This is a genomic window from Martinezella lusitana, from assembly GCF_010668395.1.
GTDB lineage: Bacteria > Pseudomonadota > Alphaproteobacteria > Rhizobiales > Rhizobiaceae > Rhizobium > Rhizobium lusitanum_A.
In genome coordinates this window covers 21,784-41,270 of the sequence record NZ_WUEY01000013.1, presented here as the reverse complement: position 1 = coordinate 41,270, position 19,487 = coordinate 21,784, and the positions used below count along the sequence as shown (strand labels likewise).

The window sequence follows — 19,487 nt, the reverse complement described above, 5'->3', positions numbered from 1 at the left end:
CGAGCGGATTTCAATTCCCGGCCCTCTCGACCACGTAGCCGCCTTTCATTACCCTTATCCGCGCGCCTGCAATTGGGCGACCCGTTCTTCCGTGTCTTCGATGTGAGCGGCGATGCCGGTTTTGCCCGGGGCGACGTCATCGGCCATGACGTGACGGTCCGGAAAGTCACCGTCGTTCTGACGGCGATAGCGAATGGGATCCTCTTGAAACAGGCGAGCCAGGCGGCTGCGCCAAGCCTTCTCGGCCGCGGCGACGCCATCCGTATCGAGACGGCCTGTCCCGTAGAGGGCGAAGGTCGGCAGCACGTCCATGCCCGTATAGAAAAGGCTGCCATGGGTGATCGGGAATAGAAGCTCGTCAAGCGGACCGTTGATCCCACGTGGCAGGTAGTCTTCCCGAGGGCCGCCGCACATGACCGACAGCATCGCCCGCTTACCCCTCAAGATCCCCTCGCCGTAACGATAGGAATTGCCGGCATCCTTGTAACCATAGGCAAAGTTATAGGCATAGACCCGCTCGATCCATCCCTTCATGATCGCAGGCATGCTGAACCACCAGAGCGGGAACTTCAAGATGACGGCGTCCGCGGCCAACAGCTTCTCCTGCTCGGCAACGACGTCCGGTGTCTGGAGCCCTTGCTTGTAGGCGTGCCGGGATTCATCGATGAACGAAAGGCGGCGTGTGTCGGCCCGATCGGGAAAATCATCGGCGTCGAACACCGCCTTCCATTTCATGCCGTAGAGGTCGGATGTCAGGACGTCATGCCCCTGCTCCTGAAGCGCCTCGACGCCGATATCGACAAGGTGGCGCGTCAACGACGTCGGTTCCGGCTGCGCATGAACGATGAGGATCGTCTTTTTCATAGTTTCATTTCCTTCGAGGCTGGATGGCCGAGAGACACCGCATCGGTCTCCCCGGATCTGTCGAGGCTGAAACTAGCGCCTCCCCCTGCTATATTTGAAATCGGATTATTGCTGCGCTAGTATAATCCTTATGGATAGCAGACGTTTCGATCTCAATCTCCTGGTGACCTTGGAAGCGCTGCTCGCCGAGCAGAACGTCACCCGCGCCGCAGCGCGGCTCAATCTCAGCCAGCCGGCCGTCAGCGCCCAGTTGAACAGGCTGCGCGATCTGTTCGACGACCAATTGTTCGTCCCGGCCCAGAGGGGCATGATCCCGACGCCCAAGGCGGTCGAGCTTCGCGAGCCGATCCGCAACGCGCTCGAACTGGCGCGCGCCACCGTGACCTCCTACCGCAACTTCGATCCGGCAAGCGCTGATCTTTCAATCGTCATTGCATGTACGGATTATCTTCAAGCGGCATTGGCCGGCCCCTTCATCGCAGGCCTCAGGCAAAAAGCGCCGGGAATACGGGTCGCGCTCCGCAACCTTGATCTCGCCAGGCTCGAGGAACAGATGATCCATGGCGAAATCGACCTTGCGCTCATGACCCCTGGCGATGCGCCGGCCAATCTTAGGTCGCGGCACCTGTTCGATGAACGTTACGTGTTGATCGGGCGGCATGGCCATCCCGGCCTGAAGGCCGGGCTTGGCACGTCTGATTATGCGGAACTCGACCATGTCATCGTCTCGCTCCGCGGCAGTGACTTCATGACGCCTGTCGACATGGCCTTGAAGGCGCTGGGTTACCAGCGCAAGGTGATGCTGTCTGCCAGTTCGTTCCTGTTTGTCATCAGCATCGTGTCGACGACCGACTTCGTTGCGCTGGTGCCGAGAAGGTTGGCCGCGGCACAGATGGACCGGCTGATGATCGTTGAGCCGCCCTTCCCGGTGGAAGGCTTCGCCGTCGGAATGGTTTGGCACGAACGCACCCAGGACCATATCGGCCAACGGTGGATCCGCGCGCAAATCGTGAAATCCAGCGAAAACTGACGCCGTGAGAGGCCGTGGGGGCGACAGACTTGCTCAATAGCGGTTGACCGCAAAGAACGCGGCCCCTCGATGAGATATCCGGGAAGAACCAGCCGCGTCAGGAACCGGTGCGGCGAGAACATCCACCATCCCCGCCGTCGCGCCACGAAGCCTCGCCTTCTCCAAGATTCTCGGTGGACTGGGGCCCCTGTCGCGCAAAGCCGAGTGCCTGTGCAGCATCTGCAGCCGATATCGGCGCACGGTCGGCAGCGGCCAGGGCTTGCCAGCGAGCACGGATCTGCCCGGCACCGTTCAGGCTTTCGTATCCCCGACGACCAGCTTTGTGCCGGCGCGCTGAATTCGTTTAACGGCTGTCGCGCGACATGTTACATTCGAGGCGTCGGTACGCTGGACTATGGGAGGGGAAGCCTTGACCAGCTTGTTTCGCGACGAATTGCATAAAGATTTCGGCGGATGGCCGATTGCCTATATTCCTTATGGTGGCGCCGACTTCGGCGAGATCCGGGCGGTCGCCGAAGCCATAGGGGATGGCGACGACGCTGCCTTTTACGGGGCATGGATCGACGCCGGCAACCGGCTGAGCGCGGAAGCCGAAGCGGCTCTCGCCAAGGACCATCGCGTCAGCGCCCGGGAATCCTATCTCAGAGCGGGCGTATTCTACGCCGCCTCCTTCCACCCGCTGTTCGGCGCGCCCGTCGATCCGCGCCTGCTCTCCGCATTTCGCAAGCAGGTCGAAGCCTTCGACAGGGGCCTGGCAATCGGCCCCCATCCGGTCCGGCCCCTCAGCATCCCGTTCGCGACAACGCCGATGCCTGGCTATTTCATTCCCGCAGAGGGCTTCGAGAACGAAGTCCGGCCGCTTATCATCCTGAACAACGGCTATGACGCCACCATCATCGACACCTACTTCGCCTCCGCGGTGGCGGCATCGCGGCGTGGCTATCACACTCTGTTGTTCGACGGCCCCGGCCAGGGGGGAATGCTCTGTGAGAACGGCGTCCCGTTACGGCACGACTGGGAGGTTGTCATCAAGGCGGTGGTGGACTTTGCGGAGACCCTGCCTCTTGTCGATGCGAAGCGCATCGCGCTTTACGGCTGGAGCCTCGGCGGCCATCTCGCCCCGCGCGGCGCCTCGGGCGAGCCGCGCATAGCAGCGCTCATCGCCGATCCCGGCACCTGGAGCATCGCGGATGGGTTTCGCGACGTCATCATGCGTATGTTCGGCGTGTCGGCAGAATCGGCCGCCGACCTTGGTCTACTGGACCAGCCGCTGCTGGACAAAATTGATGCTGCTATCCGCGGCAATCGACAGCTGTATTGGAAAATCGTTCAACGCGGTTTCTGGGTGCATGGCGTCGACAACCTGCGCGCTTTCTTCGCCTCGGCCGAGCTTTTCACCATGAAAGGTCATGCCGAATTCATTCGATGCCCGACTTTGATGACCCAGGCCGAGAACGACATCCTCTCGGCGAGCGCAGGCGCCTTTTTTGACGCGCTCACCTGCCCGAAGACGCTGATGCGTTTTACGGCTGCGGAAGGTGCGGATGGGCATTGCGAGATGCAGAACCGCTCCCTGTTGAATCGGCGGGTGCTGGACTGGCTCGACGAACAGTTCGACGTCCATGACTGAATTCCGTCCGAGGATTCCTGAGATGGCCAGCCTGATGCAACCCGCGCCATCGCTGGCCTATCATCATCTGAACCGCCGAAATTGACCAGCATGCCCGGCATTTCGCGACAGGCACCTCTTCAATTGCGTTATCGAAAAACCGATCGGCTGAAGAGTTTCAATCCATATTGAGCGAATCCGTTTCAGCTCCGCTCCTCTTGCGAAACTGGCTCGGTGGCGCGCCGATAATACGCTTGAAGGCCCGGCTGAAGGACGCCTCGGCGTCGTAGCCCAATCTCTGCGCGACGACCGACACGCGCATCCCGTTGCGGAGCCACTGGAGAGCTTGGTGCATGCGCACCTTGGCCACGTAGCGGGCCGGCGTTTCGCCGACAACCTTCAAGAATCGGTCCGCAAAGCCCGACCGTGAGGTGCCCATCAGGCTGGCAAGCGCCGCCAGGCTCCAGTCGCGGTCCGGCTCGAGATGAATTGCGGCCAGGACGCGGCCGACTTCGGGATTGCGTACAGCGGCAATCCAGCCGGTGGTCTCGCCACAGCCGTGTTCGACCCATGTCCTGATCAACGTCGCGGTCAGCACGTCCGCGAGCCGCGCGAGTATACCCCCGGCACCGACGCGATCCATCTCCACTTCGCGCGCCATGGCATCGAGCAGATGGGGGATCGCCGGGTCGTTCTTTGCCAGATCGCTGGTGAGCATGGTGTCAGGCATCAACTGCAGCAGCGGATGGAGATTGTCGATATTGAAGCGCATCGACGCGGTCAAAGCCACCGTTGCCCAGCAAGCATCGGGGCACTGCACATCGAAGATATCCTGGCAGACCTCCTTGCGATCGAATTGCTCGAAAGGCAGAGGTGGAATGCCCGGCGTGCTCGCAATCACATGCGCGTTGCCGCGAGGCAGAAGCGCTGCGTCGCCCGACCTCAGCTCAAGCCAATCTCCTGACGGCTTCTGAAGCCACGCGGACCCGGACGAAATGAAATGCAATCGTGCAGACGTCTGCGATGCAAAATAGGTCGACCACGGCTCCGAGAGGCGACAGCGACCGTATTCAACGCCGTCGAGCCGCAGGCCCCTCAGCATCTCGCTTAGGGCATCATGGGGCTTGCCGGCTTTTTCTTTGGACGAATAGTCAAGCATCTCGGATTTCCTAGCATGGAAAGTACAAGCTGTCACCGCTACCTCTTTATTCAATGGCAACAACACGCCAAAACATCTTCGTACAGGACCTTCCCATGGCAAACAGCCATCTTGAACCAGATCCTTCCCCCCGAGATCAGTCGCCCGCAGGGACGCTCGGCAGACCGAAATGGGATGCCGTGATCGCATTGGCATTTGGTGTCTTCGGTCTGGTAACGGCCGAATTCCTGCCGGCGAGCCTGCTCACGCCAATTTCAGCCGATCTCGGCCTCTCCTCCGGGGCGGCCGGCCAAACGGTCACGGTAACGGCCGTCGTCGCTGCATTTGCCGGACCCGGTGTCGTCATAGCCACCCGAAATTTCAATCGGCGCTGGGTGCTGTTTGGGCTGACGGCTCTCCTCGTCCTTTCCTGCGCACTGGCGGCGACGGCCAACGGATTGATTTTGCTTCTCTTGTCCCGAATACTGCTGGGCGTCGGGCTTGGCGGTTTCTGGGCGATGGCCGGCGCGCTCGCAATGCGGCTGGTGCCGATTGAGCATCTCCCCCGCGCAATGGCGATGATCTTTACCGGCGTCTCGGTTGCCACCGTCACCGCCGCACCGCTCGGCTCCTATATTGGATCCACCCTTGGCTGGAGAGCCTCCTTTGTTCTTGCCGGGGCTGTCGGCGTGCTTGCATTCGTTGCGCAGGCCGTCACCGTGCCGTCGCTGCCACCGGCAGGTCACGCGGGTCTGGCAACCCTCGGCGCCGTCCTGAAGCTGCCAAAGATGCGGATCGGGCTGATCACGACGCTTCTCATCGTTGCAGGCCATTTTGCCGGCTTCACTTATATCCGCCCCTACCTGGAAGGCGTCGCCCACCTTGATGTCGAGATGGTGTCGCTGGTGCTCCTCGCCTACGGCGTCAGCGGCTTCTTCGGCAATATTGTCGGCGGCATGATCGCCGAGCGCAGCGCCACCGCGGGCATTGTCTTCTCATCAAGCCTGATTACCGTTGTCGCCGCGGTCTTCGTAACCGCGGGTGCTTCGAATCTCGCCGCAGCTGTCGGAGTAGCCATTTGGGGCTTCGCCTTTGGCGCCTTTCCAGTCAGCATCCAAAGCTACATCACGCGTGCCGCCCCGGATGAAGCGGAGAGCGCAGGCGCATTGCTCCTTACCGCTTTTCAGGTCGCAATTTCCAGCGGAGCGGTCCTGGGCGGAATACTGGTCGACTTGCAGGGGCCGCTGGGCGTCATGTCGTTCCTCGGGGTCGCATGCCTGGCTGGAACTGTCGTCATGGCCGCTCGCGGCGGCAAGCAGGCATCTCTGGTCCAAGGCTGACGGGGGGATCGCAGAGCCGGCACCGGTTGCCGAATCTCGCCTTCGGATTGGCCTGGCGGAGAATCAGTCGGCAACATCATCGCTGCGGTAGGGCTAGAAACAGGAAATCCGCAAGATGCCGGAAAATAAATGGCCCAAGCCTTCAATTTCCAGCGCAAGTTCACCACCCGGCATCGGAAAGTTCAATCTCCGCCCGCCCCAATTCGAGGACAAGCCTATGTTTTTTCGCAAGGAAATCTTGTCCAAAGATTGCGAGATTGGGCTCACTGCACAACAACTGACAATCCTTCGGCGCGAACGTGCAAAGGCCGAGCCGTCCCCGTCACCAACCATAAAATGCGGAAAACCCGATCGTCCTCGCCTTATTTAGATCAAGAACAACGTTACTTCTTCATGCCCTTTGCGATACAGGGTTTGGAATGAAGTTTACGTCAGCCATCGTCCTTGCCACCATTCTACTGCTGCCCTCCATAACGGCTGCTCGCGATTTCGAGCCGATCCTATATGAGAAAGGGAATTGGCGGGTGGTAAGAGGCGACAACGGCCCACTTGAGATCTGCCTTGCTCAGTATGTGCTGAATGGCAAAGTCCCGCTGATGTTCTCGAAATTCAAACGGTTTGAAGAAATCTATTTCGGCGCACCGATGACGACCAAGGACGATACCGTAACGATTCAGTTCGAGGGGCTTCCCGACGATCAGAACACGATATCGGTGAATGTGCGAAGCCGTTCGAGCACCACCGTTCTCGCAACGACCGATTCAATTCCGATGTTGGACATGGCAATGGCGGCAACGGCAATGACCGTCAGCTTCGGAACCTATTCGATCAAAGTGCCTCTGAACGGTGGATCGAAGGTCTTTTCGACGCTTGATGACTGTGTGGATTCCTCAAATCTCGCTCACTAGAAGAGAGAACGACGGCAAAACGCGCAAATGCACAGCTTGAGCGCTGCTTGCGGACCGAAATCGATCCTGCGACCGCCACGGTCCCACGGCCGTATTGCCGATGCCGTCGTCCTTGCGCTCCTCCGGCCTATGGCTGAAAACTGAGGAACAGGAAGGTCGCAAAAATGACGAGATGCACGAGGCCGTGCAGCACATGGGTGCGGCCGGTGGCAAAGGTCAGCGTGCTGACGAGCATCGTAAGCGCCAGCAACACCATGCTGGAAGCATCCAGGCCGAGCGCGAGCGGCGTGCCCAGATAAAGCGTGACGATTGCGACCGCCGGAAATGTCATGCCGATGGTGGCAAGCGCCGAACCCAGCGCGAGGTTGAGGGCCTTCTGCAGCACATCGTTGCGGGCGGCCTGGAGCGCCGCGATGCCTTCCGGCAGCAGGATCAGGATGGCGACGACGAGGCCCGTCGCCTGCTGCGGAGCGCCGATGGCATTACGACCGATCTCGACAATGACCGCGAACTTCTTGGAGAGGAGCACGATGGCGACGAGCGCCAGCAGAAGCATTGCGCCGCTGATTGCGAGCCGTGTTGCCGAAGGCGCAAAGTGCCAGTCGTGGCGGGCGGCCGGTGCGATAAAATAATCCCGGTGGCGTACCGTCTGGATATAGAGAAAGGCACCGTAAAGCAGCAGCGTCGCGACCGCCACGAAGACAAGCTGGGCTGACGAATAGGATGGCTCGGCCGCATGGCGCGTATAGTTTGGAAGGATCAGCGTCAACGTTGCCAGGACCATCAGCACGGTGAGATAGGCGCTCGCGCCCGATATGCGGAAGCTTTGCTCGCGATAGCGCAGGCCACCGACCAGGATGCACAGGCCGGTAATTCCGGTGCAGACCGTCATCACGACTGCGTAGACCGTGTCACGCGCCAGCGTCGGTCCGCTCTCGGCGTCGGACATCATGACCGAAGCGATCAACGCGACCTCGATGATGGTCACCGCCGCCGTGAGGATGAGCGTGCCGTAGGGTTCACCGGTGCGGTGGGCGATGACCTCGGCGTGATAGACGGCGGCGAAGATGGCCCCGAACATCACGGGAAGGAGCAGGCACGCAAGCAGATGCCGATCGCGCCCGGCGCCACTTGGTTGCCGAAGCCGAGCACGGAGGCGGCGACGTAGAACAGCGCCGCCAGCAGCGGATAGATCCAGGCCGTCTGCGGCATCCGGACGAAACGATCAGCCTTCATGGCGCATCTCCGTCACTGCGATCAGACCAGGCATGAACCGGCGGCAAGCCGCGCAGGGCCTTCCGGGTCGTGGGCCGGCAACAGGATGGTCGGCTCCGCGGCGGCGAAGCGACGAATTGCCCGCAATGTCGCCAGCGCCGTTGCGGGATCGTTCGTCACGCCATCCGTTTTCTCCGCCAACAGGTTGGCCTGCGAATAAGTGGCATCTCCGGCCAGGAAATAGGTGACGCCTTCCGCGCGGACGACGACAGAGACGTGACCGTCAACATGACCCGGCGTCGGGACGAGCAGGATACGCCCGTCCCGCGTGATGGCGTGCGAGGTCGGAAACGGCCCCACCGCCGGCCCATCCATCTCGACCAGGTCCGGCCGCAACCAGATCGGCCACCGTTGCGGCAGGCACCCCGTCATCATGCCGCGCAAGCCCGTCGAGATGGCAAAGTTTGTGCGTGGACCGATAATCCGGCTGCGCGGGAAATGATCGAGCCCTCCGGTGTGATCGTGATGGAAATGGGTCAGGATGACCGTGCCGATATCCTCGGCCGGATCGATACCCATTGCGAGCAGGCGGCTACCCACCTCCTCGTGCGGCGCCACGCGAATCTGCACCTGCTTGTAGAAGGGGTTCCATCCCGGCAGGTAGCCCGGCACCGAATTGCGCCAGGTGTCTCCCGTATCGACCAGGAAACGCCCCTCGGGGTGCTCGATCAGGAAGCACAGGATCGGCAGCGGCTCGACCCATTTGGGATCCCGGAAGATATCGACCTTGCGGCCAAAACCGCCGCGTCCATCGCGGCCGGTGCGCTGGGCGGTCTTCATGCGCGCTTTTCCGGTCTCGATCGCCGTAACCCTGATCATGGCCTTTACCTCCAATAAAGAACGGTCATTCGTTTTTTATTATGGAAGAGGCAGGCTTGTAAAGAGGGAGCGTTCGTTTTATTTCGGGAGCATGCCAAAGATATCGGACGAAAAGCGCGCCGCCCGCAGGGCACAAATTCTGGAAGCCGCCTGGGGCTGCTTTCAAAAGGAAGGGCTGCATGCCACCACGATGGATGACATCATCCGCGCCTCCGGCCTTTCGGCCGGCGCCGTCTATTCCTACTTTCCGAGCAAGGATCAGCTCATCATGGCTGCTGTCACGGCATCCCTGTCCGGGCTGACCTCGTTGGTCGAACCCTTGTTGCGCGCCGAACCGGCCCTGGCTCCGCCCGAACTCGTGCGCAGGATTACCGATACCATCGATCGCTTCACGACCAGGGACGGCTATGACCTCAAGCGCATCGCGCTGCTCGGCTGGAGCGAGGCACAGCGCAGCGAGCCACTCAAGGCGACGATGAAGAGTTTCTACTTCGATTTTCGCAGCGAGCTTGCAAGCGCAGTAGCCCGGTGGCGTCGCCATAAATCCGATACGACCGGCAATCCGGAGTCGGACGTGGCGGCGACTTTGCTGTCGCTTGTGCTGGGTTACGTCGTGCAGTCAGCAATCCTGGACGACGTCGAGCCCGAGGGGGTGACACGCGGGCTTGAGCGACTAACCCAACCGAAGGGTTAAGCGATAGCCGACCCCCGCCATACGAACGGAGCAGATCCAGACCCGCGACGGCAGGAGAACCGGCGGGCCTTAGTCTTCCTCCAGTCGAGATGGCGCGTGACCGCTCCATCCCTTTGTTTTTACGCGATTCCGGATGGAAGGCCGCCCCGCACTTTTCCTCGGGTTACTCTCCTCGCGATCACGCGCGTCGTTCCGCCGATGCTCAGGGAATTACGCCCGATCCCTGGATGGGACAGTCAATCGACAGAGGATGGGCCGTGCAAAGTTTGAGTTGACCGTTTTCGATGACGAGGCGACACTTGCAACCTGCAGCAAGGCAGGAGGAAAAACGATGGACGAGGCAGACCGTTGGCGCCACATGGCAAGCGCACCGAAAGACGGTAGTCGGATTCTTGTAACGATCCGCTCGTCCGAACAGGGACCGGCGGAAGTTGACCTCGCCTATTGGTCGAACGGCGACCAGTTCGGTGCGGAAGGCTGGCGCGCCTCCGATTCCTCGCCCGGACACATCATCGAATACGCCGAGCCGGAATTGAAATGCTGGATGCCGATGCCCTTGGCCAATCTCAATCGCACCTCGATGCCCGCGCCTTGGAAAGGCGACGACGCCCAGCAGCTCGACGGGTCGGGGATTTAGGAACTCACGCCGGCATGTCGCTATGGTTCGATAGGCAGGCGCGTGGCGAAATCCACTTGAGCAACCACAACCATCCGTCCCGAAAATGGATGGCGTCGCTTTCCCTTTGATTGGGCTCTTCCTCAATTGCCGTGGCGATTGGGATATGTGGACGATCGCATGTGCGCCCTGAGAAGGCGCCTGATTGGTTGCCATCCGGCACACTTGCGGCAAAGCGGCCGCGAGAGACACACGATCTCCTTAACAGGGCTGCGCCCTTCCGATGCGGCGTCATAGCCGCTCAGGGATGATCGCGGCCGTTGCTCTCGAGCATTCGGCTGAAGCGCTCCTGTTCAATGGGCCGGCTATAGAGGTAACCCTGCGCCTCTTTGCAACCGCTTTCGACAAGGAACCGAGCCTGCTCCTCCGTCTCGACACCTTCGGCAACCACCTCGAGGCCCATCTTCTGGGCAAGCGAGATGATCGCCGAGGTTATAGCCATATCATCGGCGTCGTGCGGAATATCAGCGATGAATGACCGGTCGATCTTGAGACGCGACAATGGAAACCTCTTGAGCGCGCTGAGGCTTGAATAGCCTGTTCCAAAATCATCGACCGCGAGCTTTACGCCCAGCTTTTCCAATTCGTGCATTCTGGCAATCGAACCGGCAAGATCCTTCATGATCAGGCTCTCGGTGATCTCAAGCTCAAGCCATGAGGAATCGAGCCCGGTCTCATTCAACGCAGCCGCCACGGTCTCGATCAGGCGCCTTTCCTGGAACTGTCTCGCGGAAACATTGACGCTGATTCTGATTGATCCGAGCCCTTGCTCCTGCCATGTCCTGGCCTGGCTGCATGCCGTGCGCAGTACCCACTCGCCGATCGGCACGATTAGGCCGGTTTCTTCGGCAAGCGCAATGAAATCATCCGGAAAGACGAGGCCTTCGCACGGATGATTCCAGCGGACCAGCGCTTCGGCCGCGATGATCCTGCCCGTTTGGACATCGACCTGCGGCTGGTAGTGAAGCACGAACTCGTCGCGAAGAATCGCCTGGCGGAGCTCGTCGGTCCGGGAGAGCTTTCTTCGGACGGTTGCAGTCATTTCAGCCGTGAACAAAGCGATGCCATCGCGGCCCAGCTCCTTCGCGCGATACATGGCCATATCGGCGGATGCGAGCAGGTCTCCCGCAGACTTGCCGTGGCTCGGATAAGTGGCGACGCCGATGCTGCAGGTTATTCTGAGTTCGATCTCGTGGAGTGCAATCGGGCGCGCGACGGCTTCTCTTATCGCTGACAATAGCCCCAGACAGCTCTTGATATCCATGGACTCAAGAATAATCACAAACTCGTCTCCCCCGATTCTGGCGAGAGAGCCGTGATCGCCTATGAGCTCGTAGATCCTGTCGGCTACGATCTTCAGGAGTTGATCTCCCACCGAGTGGCCGAGGCTATCGTTGACGAGCTTGAAGTTGTCGAGATCAAGGAATGCCAGCGCGACCTCCCCTCCTCGCAAATCGGCTTTTTGCATTGCAAGGGTGAGCTTTCGATCCAGCAACGCGCGATTGGCCATCCCCGTCAGAGGATCATGATCGGCAAGAAACCGAATCCGTGCCTCGGCGCGATGGCGGCTGATTGCGATCCCGGCCATGTGTACGGCAATCGAAACGAAGTCGGAAAAACCCGGCTGAGACCGGGAGGCCTCAGACGAGTAGAGTGCGAGCACGCCTTCGATCTGACCGTCTGCATCGGAAATTGGCAAGCAATGGCACTGATGGTCGAGTTCAGAGATACCCGCCTGATCAAAGGCAAGCTTGAGGGCCGCCTCGATCATCGCGAGATTAGCGGTAACGGGAAGGATAGATACCCCATTGACGCGCCTTTGATATTCCTCGTTCAAGGTGGGCGCGGCAACCATGCGCAGCTGGCCTGAATTTGGCCTGATCGTCAGGAGTGCCGCATGCACATCCTCCGAGAATCCTGTGATCATTCGCGCGAGTTCATCGAGGAAATCGGCAAGCGGCGTCCCACGCGCTATCATTTCGAGGAGATACGACTGGGAGCGCATCCGTCGTTCCGCCGATTTTTGCGCCGTGATATCGCGGGAAGCCCCGACAACGCCCACGATCGTTCCGGACGCGTCCCGCAACGGAACGCGCGTGAACATCAGCCATCGTTCGCCTCCGCCCCGAAACGCCAGTTCCTCGCTGCCGAAATGCGGCAACCCGGTTTCGGTTACACGACGCTCGACATCCGCTGCGGTTTCCGCCACATGGCGCGGCAGGAAATCGAAATCCGTCCGCCCCACCAAATCCGCCAGATGGGACAATCCGTTATTGGCGACGACTGCCTGGTTCGCAAACAAAAAACGCCCTTCGAGGTCCTTCGCATATATGTAGTCGGGGATTTGGTTGATCACGTTCTCGAGCCAATATTGTCGCTCGACCATGTCGATATCACGCTGAAGGCTCTCAGGCCTCCCGTGCAGAATTGCCGCGTGCGAGGCTAGCTCGACCTCTGACAATGAGATTGGCAATTCGCCATCCGCAATAACGCCTTTAGTCAACGGGATTCCTCGGAACAGATGTGAAGGACCATTCTGCGGTCCTGAGGTTATCCTCAGGTGAACGTCGATTCGCTGCCGGGCCCAAGCTGCAGTCATGGTGAACGAGTGCTTACCCGCGGATGTCAAATGAATGTCATCTAAAGCACACCTTTGGGAGAATGCTGGTCCGGCGGCGGGGGATACGCCCGCCCGCGCAACGCCTCGATCAGGAGGTTGAAGGCGGGTGAGTTCTGTCGGCGGCTTGGATAGTAGAGATGATAGCCGGGGAACGGAGGGCACCAGTCCTCGAGCACCCGCACCAGCCTCCCGTTTTCGAGTTCGACGCGTACCGTGTCATCGGGGAGGCAGGCCAGTCCGAGCCCATTGCGGGCAACGTCGATGATCGTCAGCACGTCATTGCAGGTAAACTGTCCCTGGACCCTGACGTTCAGCGGTCTGCCCTTCTTTTCGAACTCCCAGGCATAGAGGCCGCCCAGGGTGGGCAGCCGCAAATTGATGCAGTTATGGACCGTCAGGTCGTGCGGTGTTTTCGGTTTAGGATGTTTTTGGAAATAGGCGGGAGATCCGACGACCGCCATGCGCATGTCGCGAGAAATGCGAACCGCGATCATATCCTTCTCGACCTGCTCTCCCAATCGTATGCCGGCGTCAAATCCCTCGCCCACGATATCCGTCAGTTTCGCATCGACCGAGAGTTCGACGTTGAGATCGGGATATTGAGCCATCAGCTCGCGGGCAACTGGCATGAGGATAGCATCGGCCGCGCTGCGGCTTGACGTGATGCGGATGGTGCCGGATGGCGTCTCGCGCAATTCGTCCAACGAGGCGAGACTGCCGCGAATATCGTCGAAAGCGGGTTTCAGTGTCGCGAGCAATTTCGCGCCGGCCTCGGTCAAAGCGATATTGCGCGTGGTCCGGCTGAGGAGCCGAAGCCCGAGCCGTTCTTCAAGCCGCCTGAGCGTATAGCTAAGGGCGGATTGTGACGTGCCCATCCGTGCTGCCGCCCTTGTGAAGCTGCGGTCTTCTGCAACAGCGAGGAAAGCTGCGAGGTCACCAAATTCGTTCCGATGCATTCATGAATTTCCAAGATAGAGCCATGCGTGATTTTCCCGCTAATAGATAAACTGTTTGCGCTCTATTTTGAATGCCGACGGCAATCGAATGCGTCCTGTGTTGCGGCGCGAGCGCCGCTGGACACCGGAATGTCCGCTCGGTCGGGCGGATCGCCGGGCGCTGAAAGGAGATCAGAATGGAAAAACGTGTGCTCGGTGCGAGCGGCCTCGAAGTGTCCGCCCTCGGCTATGGCTGCATGGGGCTAAGCTATGGCTATGGTTCCGGCGTTTCCAGGGACGACGGCATAAGGATGATCCGCGCGGCACACGAGCGCGGTGTCACCTTCTTCGATACCGCCGAAGCCTATGGCCCGTTTGTCAACGAAGAGCTGGTCGGCGAGGCGCTGGCGCCCGTCCGGGATGAGGTGGTCATCGCCACCAAGTTCGGATTTCGGAACGGAGATAGCACCGCGGGCATGGACTCCCGCCCCGAACGCATCCGGCAGGTTTGCGACGAGGCGTTGAAGCGGCTCCGCACAGACCGGATCGATCTGTTCTATCAGCATCGTGTCGATCCGAACGTGGCAATCGAGGAGGTGGCCGGGACGGTCGGGGACCTGATCGCCGCCGGAAAGGTCAGGCATTTCGGCCTGTCGGAGGCGGGTGTCGCCGTGATCCGCCGCGCCCATGCCGTGCTGCCGGTGACAGCGTTGCAAAGCGAATATTCGCTATGGTGGCGTGAGCCTGAAGCCGGGATCCTGCCGGCTCTTGAGGAACTCGGCATCGGCTTCGTGCCCTTCAGCCCCCTCGGCAAGGGCTTCCTTACCGGCAGCATCGACGACAGTACCGCGTTCAGCGAGACGGATTTCCGCCGTCAAGTTCCGCGCTTCTCCGAGGAAAACCGCCGCGCCAACCAGCAGCTCGTCGACGAGCTGGGCCGCATTGCCGACGCCAAAGGCTGCACGCGAGCCCAGATCGCGCTTGCGTGGCTGCTGTCGCAAAAGCCGTGGATCGCCCCCATTCCCGGAACCACCAGGCTGGAACGGCTCGAGGAAAATCTGGGCGCTGCCGCGGTCCCGCTGAGCGCCGAAGACCTCGCGGCCATAGAAACACAGCTCAAGACCATCAAGATCGCCGGCGATCGCTATTCCGGGGCGGCTGCGGCCCGGATCAGCCGTTGAAAGAACAAGGAAAGAAGGATCATCTCGTGGAAAACATTGCAGGCAAAGTCGTCGTCATCACCGGCGCATCGAGCGGCCTCGGCGCCGAAACCGCCCGTTATCTCACCAACGAAGGCGCAAAGGTCGTGCTTGGCGCGCGCCGCCTGGACCGCCTGGAAGCGCTGGTCGACGCGCTGAAACTGCCGGAAGGCGCGGCAGTACGCACGGATGTCACAGACAGGAACCAGGTGAAGCGCTTGGTCGACCGCGCCGTCGAATTGCATGGCCGCATCGACGTCGTCCTCAACAACGCGGGCCTGATGCCTCACTCTCCGCTGGAGCGCGGCAAGGTGGAGGACTGGGATCGGATGATCGATGTCAACCTCAAGGGTGTGCTCTACGGCATTGCCGCCGCCTTGCCTCACATGAAAGCGCAGAAGAGCGGCCACATCATCAACGTCTCGTCGGTGGCCGGTCACAAGGTCCGCCCCGGCAGCGCTGTCTATGCCGCGACGAAAGCCGCCGTGCGCATGCTCTCGGAAGGGCTGCGTCAGGAGGTGACGCCTTACAATATCCGCACCACCATCATCTCGCCTGGCGCGGTTCAGTCCGAACTGCCAGGGAGCATCACCGAGGCGGACGTCGCCAAGGGCATCCAGGATTTCTATGAAGCCGTTGCCATTCCGGCCGACAATTTCGCCCGCATCGTCGCCTTCGCCATCAGCCAGCCGGAAGAACTCGACATCAATGAGATCCTGTTCCGTCCGACCGCGCAGGAATTGTGAGAAACGGATCAGAAGGAACGGCCATGACAAGAACCACGCCTCAGACGCTATCCCACAATCCCGGCGGACGCGTCGCTCCGGCCGCCGTATATGAGATCGCTCCCGGCCTCGGCCATTTTACGGATGACGTGCTTTTCGGCGAAGTCTGGAAGCGCGGCGAACTGTGCGCTCGCGACCGCAGCTTCGTGACGGTTGCCGCGCTTATCTCGACCGGCAAGTTCGCGCAGATCCGCAGCCATGTGCGCCGCGCGCTCGACAATGGCATCAAGGCGGAAGAAATCGGTGAAGTCATTACCCATCTCGCCTTCTATTCTGGTTGGCCGAACGCCATGTCAGCCGTCGCTGAGGTAAAGACGGTGTTCGACGAGCTCGAGATAGGCCCCATTGCCTGCAGCGAGGCGGCGCGGATCGAACTCGAGGCGACTGCGGAAGCGGCACGGGCGGGCGCTGTCAATGCACACGTCGCACCGACCTCTCCGCTACTTGCCGAACTCACCAATCGGGTCCTCTTCGGCGACCTGTGGCAGCGTCCCGAATTGGCGCCGCGAGATCGCAGCCTTGTCACGATGGCGGCACTTATCGCCATCGGCCAGCCGGAACAGCTTCCCTTCCACGCCAACCGGGCCATGGACAACGGCCTCACTCGTGCCGAAATCGGCGAGGCGGCGGCGCATCTCGGCTTCTATGTCGGCTGGCCTCGCTCCATGTCCGCCGTTCCGGTACTGGAAAAGGTCTTTACCGCACGCGGGGAACAAACCGGCGCGCAGCCGCCGGCCGAATGCGATCTCCGGATCGTTCGTTGCCAACCGGATGAAGGCCTTGCGGGTCCGGACGCTTATTTCACCGGACAGGTCCGCATTTCCACGCGCTTTCAGGCGGACGCGCCCGCGAGGATCGGCGGAGCGACCGTTTCCTTCTCCGCCGGAGCACGCACGGCCTGGCATACGCACCCGCTTGGCCAGACACTCTACATCGTTTCCGGCAAGGGCTGGGTCCAGAAGGAGGGCGGATCGATCGAAGAAGTCGGTCCCGGCGATATCGTCTCGATTCCTCCGCATCTGCGTCACTGGCACGGCGCCAGCGCCACGGAACCCATGGTCCATTTCGCGGTTGCCGAAGCGCTCGACGGGAGTTCCGTCATATGGATGGAGAAGGTTACGGACAAAGAATACCGCGCTGGGCTTGCCTCCCGGCAATGATATTCATGGGAGCGGCGGCCCAGCATCCTGGCAAGATCGCAGTCCGGCATATCGCCAGCCGATGAATGTCAGGAGGCTGCCGACAGCAAGGACATTGATATTCAACAGGGTGGCAAGCTGGCCGGTGTCCCAGGGAAATATCGGCGTCCCGACGAAATGCCAGGCGACAACAAAGCAGATGAAGATGAAGCCGACGAGGCAACGCTGCCATCGCGCCTCGGATGGATGAAAGGAGATAATCCCAAGAACCATGCATGGCGCCAGAAACGACAGCGTCGCGGACGCCCTTCCGAAAACGAAGCTTTCGAAAACCGTGTCGAGCGTGCCTATCAAAGGGAGGAGAAGCCGTGCACCGAAGGGAAATCGGCCGGCGAGAAGTGGTATCATCAGGAAGAATGGAACGGAAACAAGCGTGGCCAGCGAGGCCCCGACCCCACTTCCGACGAGCCACCATACGTATAGGGGATAAAAGGGCTTGTTCGCCAGGATAACCCAGGCGACGGTTAGGCTTGCCCGGGTCAAGGGATCCGGGTCATGCTCGCGCCTTGCGCTCACGCGGATGACCTCAACAGATAGTGACCGACGCCCCAGACGTTGCCGTCGTCATGGCCAAAAAGCCCGGCCGTTGCCAGAAAGAACAGACGCCAGCGGCGTTGCCATAGCCTGGCGTCACCGCCGTAGACTGTTGAAAAAACCGACTGGATGCGATCGACGTCGCCGTCGAAATTGGCAAGCCAATCGAGCGCGGTCCGACGATAGTTGGTTCCAGACCAGAACCATTCTCGTTCGACGGAGAACAGATCGCTGAAGCGATGCGGCAAGTCTCTGGCCGGCATGACGCCGCCGGTAAAGAAATGTTGCGCAATCCAGTCCGCCGGATCTTCGTGGTCAAACCGATAAGACCGGTTCCTGTGCGTAAAGATATGGAGGAAGAGCTTGCCGTCCGGCATCACCCAACCATGGACGCGCTCCAGCAAAGCACGCCAGTTCGACATGTGCTCGAACATCTCCACCGAGACCACGCGATCGTAGCGCTCGCTCGTGGCAAAATCATTCATGTCGGCGGTAATGACAGTAAGATTGGTGAGCCCGCGCTCGACTGCGAGGTCGACAATATATTGCCGCTGCGAGATCGAATTTGACACCGAGGTGATGCGAGCCTTGGGGAACCGTTGCGCCATGTAGAGCGACAGGGAGCCCCAGCCGCATCCAAGCTCGAGAATGCTCATGCCATCCTCTATTTCGGCGTGAGCCACAGTCGCGGCAAGTGCATGAATTTCCGCTTCCGCCAGCGTCGTGTCGGCGGATGGGTAAAGGCAGCAGGAATATTTCCGATGCGGCCCCAGAACGGTGGCAAAGAACTCCGCCGGAACCTCGTAATGCTGACGATTTGCCATTTCCGTATGGGTCGCGACCGGAAAACGGTCCATCGTCTCGACGAAGCGGCGCTCCACCTCTTCCGGCATCGCAGCCAGACGGCGCTTCGTGCGACCGCAAAGGAGATCGATCCCTGCAAGCGTCATCCCGTCGCTGAGCGGCGCGCGCTCGACCGTATTGATGGCAAAGGCCAGCATGTTCATGGAAAGTCTCCTGATGTGCGGACGCCGCCCTTGCGAGGTCCCGGGAAAAAGGCGTTGACGCGACGCTGCAGCGCGCGAAATTTCTCGCCGCGGGAGTGCAACATATGCTCCTCAAGGGGCGGGATGCCGGAAACATGCACCAACAACCAGTACATCATGATCGGCGCCAGTGCCGACAGCCAGCTCCAGTGCGAGGCGGAAACGGCAAAGAGCGGCCAGCAGCACCAGAACAGCCATTCGAAAAAGTAGTTCGGATGGCGGGAGTATCGCCATAGACCGGCCTCGCACACCTCGGTCGCGCTCTGCTGCGACCTGCGAAAACGCGCCAGTTGCGCATCCGATACGGCCTCCCCGACAAGAGCCGCCATGGCGACGAGCATCGCGACTATGTCCAGGAGACGCGGATAGCCGGCGCCATTGGCTGCAGCCAGATGAACGGAGAGGATCAGAACGAAGGCGGCCGCGGCCTGTAGCTGCAGGAAGAGGAAAAGCCGCAAGGCGGCATTGTCTCCCCATTGCTCCATCAGGCTTGCATAGCGCGGATCTTCCATGCCCACCCCGGTGCGCAAGCCAATGTGGCTTGCAAGCCGCGCTCCCCAGGCGACGATGATGATCAATACGCAAAGGCGGCGCTGAAAAGGTCCGGCGGAATACATCGCCGTGGCCGCCCCGCCGAATCCGACGGCGCAAGACCAGACGGTGTCGATCCAGCCGCTGCGGCGGGTCACACGCTGCACGTACCACGCTGCGGCCATCGCCAAGGACAATCCGATGGCTATGACAACGAGAAGACGACCGTCCATCCATTTGCTCGCTTTGGGCTGCTTGCCGTTCTGACATTGTATTTACGGCGGC

19 protein-coding genes are annotated in these 19,487 nt (G+C 60.6%); 9 read left to right on the top strand and 10 right to left on the bottom strand.

Features of this window, described 5'->3' with window-relative positions:
- Nucleotides 1-54: 54 nt before the first annotated feature.
- The gene (locus GR212_RS23960; protein ID WP_163990217.1) at nt 55-864 is read right to left on the bottom strand and encodes an NAD(P)H-dependent oxidoreductase; all 810 of its coding nucleotides are present in this window, start codon (nt 862-864) and stop codon (nt 55-57) included.
- Between the two features lie 130 nt (nt 865-994).
- On the opposite strand from GR212_RS23960, the gene GR212_RS23955 reads away from it, so the two are divergent.
- Complete coding sequence (locus tag GR212_RS23955) at nt 995-1,894, top strand: LysR family transcriptional regulator (RefSeq protein WP_163990215.1); 900 nt, start codon at nt 995-997, stop codon at nt 1,892-1,894.
- Between the two features lie 409 nt (nt 1,895-2,303).
- Entirely contained in the window at nt 2,304-3,524 is a 1,221-nt protein-coding gene (locus tag GR212_RS23950) for an alpha/beta hydrolase family protein (RefSeq protein WP_163990214.1), read from the top strand.
- 157 nt (nt 3,525-3,681) lie between these two features.
- Here GR212_RS23950 and GR212_RS23945 read toward each other — a convergent pair whose 3' ends face one another.
- Nucleotides 3,682-4,662, bottom strand: a complete 981-nt coding sequence (locus GR212_RS23945) for an AraC family transcriptional regulator (protein WP_163990510.1) — start codon at nt 4,660-4,662, stop codon at nt 3,682-3,684.
- Nucleotides 4,663-4,757: 95 nt separating this feature from the next.
- Here GR212_RS23945 and GR212_RS23940 point away from each other — a divergent pair, with 95 nt between their 5' ends.
- Complete coding sequence (locus tag GR212_RS23940) at nt 4,758-5,981, top strand: MFS transporter (protein ID WP_163990212.1); 1,224 nt, start codon at nt 4,758-4,760, stop codon at nt 5,979-5,981.
- 419 nt (nt 5,982-6,400) lie between these two features.
- Complete coding sequence (locus GR212_RS23935) at nt 6,401-6,889, top strand: hypothetical protein (protein ID WP_163990211.1); 489 nt, start codon at nt 6,401-6,403, stop codon at nt 6,887-6,889.
- A 127-nt stretch (nt 6,890-7,016) separates the two neighbouring features.
- Here GR212_RS23935 and GR212_RS23930 read toward each other — a convergent pair whose 3' ends face one another.
- Genes GR212_RS23930 through GR212_RS23925 form a run of 3 tightly spaced genes read right to left on the bottom strand, consistent with a single transcriptional unit; the run spans nt 7,017 to nt 8,983 of the window.
- Nucleotides 7,017-7,970 (bottom strand): calcium:proton antiporter, encoded by a 954-nt coding sequence (locus GR212_RS23930; protein WP_348643522.1) that lies wholly within the window; start codon nt 7,968-7,970, stop codon nt 7,017-7,019.
- Nucleotides 7,970-8,125, bottom strand: coding sequence for a hypothetical protein (locus tag GR212_RS37620; protein ID WP_348643516.1), 156 nt, complete (start codon nt 8,123-8,125; stop codon nt 7,970-7,972). The genes GR212_RS23930 and GR212_RS37620 overlap by 1 nt, the downstream gene beginning before the upstream one ends.
- A 21-nt stretch (nt 8,126-8,146) precedes the next feature.
- Nucleotides 8,147-8,983 (bottom strand): N-acyl homoserine lactonase family protein, encoded by an 837-nt coding sequence (locus tag GR212_RS23925; protein WP_163990210.1) that lies wholly within the window; start codon nt 8,981-8,983, stop codon nt 8,147-8,149.
- Between the two features lie 91 nt (nt 8,984-9,074).
- Between GR212_RS23925 and GR212_RS23920 the strand changes: the two genes are divergently transcribed.
- Nucleotides 9,075-9,677, top strand: a complete 603-nt coding sequence (locus tag GR212_RS23920; protein ID WP_163990208.1) for a TetR/AcrR family transcriptional regulator — start codon at nt 9,075-9,077, stop codon at nt 9,675-9,677.
- 331 nt (nt 9,678-10,008) lie between these two features.
- Nucleotides 10,009-10,314, top strand: coding sequence for a hypothetical protein (locus GR212_RS23915; RefSeq protein WP_163990206.1), 306 nt, complete (start codon nt 10,009-10,011; stop codon nt 10,312-10,314).
- Between the two features lie 280 nt (nt 10,315-10,594).
- Here the strand turns inward: GR212_RS23915 and GR212_RS23910 are convergent, their stop codons facing one another.
- The gene (locus GR212_RS23910) at nt 10,595-12,982 is read right to left on the bottom strand and encodes a sensor domain-containing protein (protein ID WP_246725925.1); all 2,388 of its coding nucleotides are present in this window, start codon (nt 12,980-12,982) and stop codon (nt 10,595-10,597) included.
- A gap of 11 nt (nt 12,983-12,993) precedes the next feature.
- Entirely contained in the window at nt 12,994-13,929 is a 936-nt protein-coding gene (locus GR212_RS23905; RefSeq protein ID WP_163990204.1) for a LysR family transcriptional regulator, read from the bottom strand.
- Between the two features lie 176 nt (nt 13,930-14,105).
- Between GR212_RS23905 and GR212_RS23900 the strand changes: the two genes are divergently transcribed.
- The 3 genes from GR212_RS23900 to GR212_RS23890 are packed head-to-tail and all read left to right on the top strand — an operon-like array spanning nt 14,106 to nt 17,052.
- Entirely contained in the window at nt 14,106-15,089 is a 984-nt protein-coding gene (locus GR212_RS23900) for an aldo/keto reductase (protein ID WP_163990202.1), read from the top strand.
- A 26-nt stretch (nt 15,090-15,115) separates the two neighbouring features.
- Nucleotides 15,116-15,853 (top strand): SDR family oxidoreductase, encoded by a 738-nt coding sequence (locus tag GR212_RS23895; protein WP_348643514.1) that lies wholly within the window; start codon nt 15,116-15,118, stop codon nt 15,851-15,853.
- Between the two features lie 23 nt (nt 15,854-15,876).
- Nucleotides 15,877-17,052, top strand: coding sequence for a (R)-mandelonitrile lyase (locus GR212_RS23890; RefSeq protein WP_163990198.1), 1,176 nt, complete (start codon nt 15,877-15,879; stop codon nt 17,050-17,052).
- 3 nt (nt 17,053-17,055) lie between these two features.
- On the opposite strand, the gene GR212_RS37240 is transcribed toward GR212_RS23890, so the two are convergent.
- From GR212_RS37240 to GR212_RS23875, 3 genes are all read right to left on the bottom strand, one after another.
- Nucleotides 17,056-17,304: a hypothetical protein gene (locus tag GR212_RS37240; protein WP_246725924.1), complete on the bottom strand. Its 249-nt coding sequence runs from the start codon at nt 17,302-17,304 to the stop codon at nt 17,056-17,058.
- Between the two features lie 299 nt (nt 17,305-17,603).
- Nucleotides 17,604-18,632, bottom strand: coding sequence for an SAM-dependent methyltransferase (locus tag GR212_RS23880; RefSeq protein WP_163990194.1), 1,029 nt, complete (start codon nt 18,630-18,632; stop codon nt 17,604-17,606).
- Entirely contained in the window at nt 18,629-19,435 is an 807-nt protein-coding gene (locus GR212_RS23875) for a DUF1295 domain-containing protein (protein WP_163990192.1), read from the bottom strand. Before GR212_RS23875 ends, GR212_RS23880 begins: the two co-directional genes overlap by 4 nt.
- Between the last annotated feature and the right edge of the window lie 52 nt (nt 19,436-19,487).